This window comes from Pseudoalteromonas sp. Isolate6 (genome assembly GCF_022398435.1).
GTDB lineage: Bacteria > Pseudomonadota > Gammaproteobacteria > Enterobacterales > Alteromonadaceae > Pseudoalteromonas > Pseudoalteromonas galatheae.
In genome coordinates, this window is record NZ_JAKEVK010000311.1 from 1 (window position 1) to 3502 (window position 3502).

Annotated in this window: 3 protein-coding genes; 2 read left to right on the forward strand and 1 reads right to left on the reverse strand. The window is 42.1% G+C overall.

Features of this window, described 5'->3' with window-relative positions; genetic code table 11:
• Nucleotides 1-160: 160 nt before the first annotated feature.
• A complete protein-coding gene (ilvC, locus tag L1D50_RS22215; protein WP_239966863.1) occupies nt 161-1633 on the reverse strand; it encodes a ketol-acid reductoisomerase in 1473 nt (490 codons plus the stop codon).
• Nucleotides 1634-1738: 105 nt separating this feature from the next.
• Here ilvC and ilvY point away from each other — a divergent pair, with 105 nt between their 5' ends.
• Nucleotides 1739-2632 carry an HTH-type transcriptional activator IlvY gene (ilvY, locus tag L1D50_RS22220; protein ID WP_128728372.1) on the forward strand — a complete coding sequence of 298 codons (894 nt, stop codon included), beginning with the start codon at nt 1739-1741 and terminating at the stop codon, nt 2630-2632.
• Between the two features lie 62 nt (nt 2633-2694).
• Nucleotides 2695-3390 (forward strand): response regulator transcription factor, encoded by a 696-nt coding sequence (locus L1D50_RS22225; RefSeq protein WP_010373828.1) that lies wholly within the window; start codon nt 2695-2697, stop codon nt 3388-3390.
• The last annotated feature ends 112 nt before the right edge of the window (nt 3391-3502 follow it).

The window sequence follows — 3502 nt, forward strand, 5'->3', positions numbered from 1 at the left end:
AAGTTAATCTCAGTATTTAGTGTTAACTGTATTTGAGTTAAATGGGTGGTTATGTTGAGAAACAGAGATAAAAGGCCACGATCTCAGGGTGGAAAGTGGCCTTGGTTACTAACAAGCGAACTAGTTTGCAATATTATTGACGCAAATTTATTTCTACTTACTAAACAATCTTTTTCATATCTGACATGTAACCGCGAAGGACTTCACCTATTTTTTCTACCGGATGGTTACGGATCGCACGGTTTACAGCGATGAGTTTCTGGTTGTCAGCATAATTGTCACTGTCTAACAAACCTTCACCAATCTCACGTTTTGTTATGGATTCCATAAATGGCTTCAATAATGGTAGGCATGCGTGATTATACAGGTAGCAACCATATTCTGCGGTGTCTGAAATCGTACGATTCATCTCGAAAAGCTTTTTGCGCGCAATGGTGTTCGCGATTAGCGGCGTTTCGTGTAGTGATTCGTAGTACGCTGATTCATCAATAATGCCAGCCGCTGTCATGGTTTCGAAAGCTAACTCTACACCGGCTTTAACCATAGCAACCATTAAAATACCTTGGTCGAAGAAAGTCTGCTCTGAAATTTCAGCGTCAGTATTCGCTTGCTTTTCAAACGCGGTTTGTGCGGTTTCTGCGCGCCATGTAAGTAATTTATTGTCGTTTTCAGCCCAATCCGCCATCATACCTTCTGAAAATTCACCACTGATGATGTCGTCCATATGCTTGTTGTATAGCGAGCGCATAATGTCTTTTAGTTGCTCGCTCAGTTCAAATGCAAGTAACTTGGCGGGATTCGACAGTCTGTCCATCATATTGGTGATACCACCGTGTTTTAGTGCTTCAGTGATGATTTCCCAGCCATATTGAACGAGCTTTGATGCATATCCAGGTTCAATGCCTTCTTCAACCATTTTGTCAAAGCATAGTAGCGAGCCAGTTTGCAACATACCACATAGGATGGTTTGCTCACCCATTAGATCTGATTTTACCTCAGCAATAAATGATGATTGCAATACGCCAGCACGATGACCACCAGTTCCTGCCGCATATGCTTTAGCTTGCGCGAGACCTTTACCCTCAGGGTCGTTTTCAGGGTGAACAGCAATCAGCGTAGGTACACCAAAGCCGCGTTTGTATTCTTCACGTACTTCCGTGCCCGGACATTTTGGTGCAACCATGATTACGGTGATATCTTCACGCACTTGCATCCCTTCTTCTACGATGTTGAAGCCGTGAGAGTAAGCAAGTGTTGCGCCTTTTTTCATTAACGGCATAACCGCATTTACAACAGGTGTATGTTGTTTGTCAGGCGTTAAGTTTAGTACCAAATCTGCTTCAGGAATGAGCTCTTCATAGGTGCCAACGATAAAGCCGTTTTCAGATGCATTAAGAAACGATTGACGTTTTTCTTCGATTGCTGAGGGACGTAGTGCGTAACTAACATTCAAACCAGAATCTCTTAAGTTTAGACCTTGGTTTAAGCCTTGGGCGCCACAACCAACGATGACCAGTTTTTTACCAATCAGAACGTCGACACCTTGTTCGAATTCTCTTGGGTCCATAAATGCACATTGAGAAAGCTGAGCTAATTGCTCGCGTAAAGATAAAGTATTAAAGTAATTCGACATGATATTTCCTGATTCTGTAGAAATAGATTGAAGTCAGAGTAGGGCGAACTTTTGATTGCGTAAAATGATATATTTGAACTATAGTATTTCAAAAGGTGAAATACTATGAATCACAAACAACTAAAATATTTTTTGGCACTTGCAGATACGCTGCATTTTTCCCGGGCGAGTGAACGCTGTTTTGTAAGCCCTCCAACTTTAAGTCGTCAAATCAAGCAGCTAGAAGAGGAGGTCGGGGCGCCTTTGTTTCTACGAGACAATCGCACCGTAGAGCTGACTCAGCAAGGTAAAGCGTTTGTTCATTACGCGCAAGCGACGTTGGCAAGCTGGCGGCAGTTTAAGAGCGAATGTGTTGACGATGATAAGCCTTTGACCGGTGAGCTGAGCTTATTTTGTTCAGTGACCGCGACTTACAGCTTTATTTATGATCTTTTTTCCAAATTTCGCCATCTATACCCGCAAGTAGAGTTGAATCTTATTACCGGCGACCCCGCGCATTCAATAGCAGAAGTTGCCAGTAGTAAGGAAGATGTAGCAGTAGCGGTGAAGCCAAAACATCTGCCAAACGGTATCGAGTATTTACCTATCGGCCGTTCTAGGTTGGTGTTCATTGGCCCGACGATGGATTGTCCGCTTAAATCTATTATTGACGAATACAGTCACAGTGATCTGCCATGGCAGCGCTTGTCTTTTATTATGCCAGAGCAAGGTGTGTTAAAAGATCGTATTGATAGCTTTTGCAAAAAACACAATTTTATACCCAAGGTTTATGCGCATGTTTCGGGTCATGAAGCTATGGTTGCACTCGCAAGTTTGGGTTTTGGTATCGCGTGTGTCCCCGAGATAGTAATTAGTCAAAGCCCATTTAAGAATCAAGTTCAGCTTTTGCAGCTTAGATCTGATGAGATTGAAATTGGACTTGTAACTAAGAATAAACGGTTATATGACCCAGTTGTTAAAGCACTTTGGGATACGGCAAAAGGATTATTTGTGCTGTAAAGCATCCATTCAGGTTGCGTGACTACACTGTGTTCATCCACGTTGAATGAAGAGGTGCGTCCGTGTCCACTATCTTGGTTGCACAAAGCAATAACAATATATTGACATCACAACAAAAAATGCTTGAAGAGCAAGGTTATACTGTTGAGTTGTTGAGGGAATTAGGCCAATTGAATGGTTTTTCAGGGAAATCTATTAACGGTATCGTGCTTGATCAAGCTATCGCTTCGGTACCAACCTGTGATTCAATTAGCCAGTTTAGACAAAGGTTTAAAGCGCCGGTGATTGTCAGTCTTGACAGCGATGATGAAGATGTTCATAGCCTGTTTCTAGAGCTTGGTGCTGATGAAGTTATTTCAAAAGATGCAAAGCCACGGCTGTGGCGTGCTCGACTTGACGCCGTATTAAGAAGGCAAGCTGCGAACTCGCAGTTCGACGATGAGCCGGAGCAGCTCACTTTCGGACAATTACATATCGATAAAAACACCAGACGCGTGAGTTATGGTCAGGAGCGTATTGATCTTACTACACATGAATTTGAACTTTTATGGTTGCTCGCAAGCAATGGTGGCAAAGTGGTGAAACGTGACTTTGTTTATGAACAAATCCTAGGTAAGTACTATCGCCCAGACACACGAACGATAGATGTCCGTATTTCTCGCTTACGTAAAAAACTACATGATAATCCCAGTCGTCCTGAGAAGATCAAGACAATTTGGCGTCAGGGTTACTTATTTGTTACTGACGTTTGGAACTAAAAAGTAACAATTTGATTTAACGCAAAAATACTTCGGGTTTTTCGAATACTTAATTCGATTAAATTTGATGAAAAGCTATGCGTAATAGCGGCATAAATTCATTGTTATGGAT

Bases quoted from the DNA above. Each gene is read 5' to 3' on its own strand.
- ilvY (WP_128728372.1), top strand. From the start codon at position 1,739: ATGAATCACAAACAACTAAAATATTTTTTGGCACTTGCAGATACGCTG.
- ilvC (WP_239966863.1), bottom strand. From the start codon at position 1,633: ATGTCGAATTACTTTAATACTTTATCTTTACGCGAGCAATTAGCTCAG.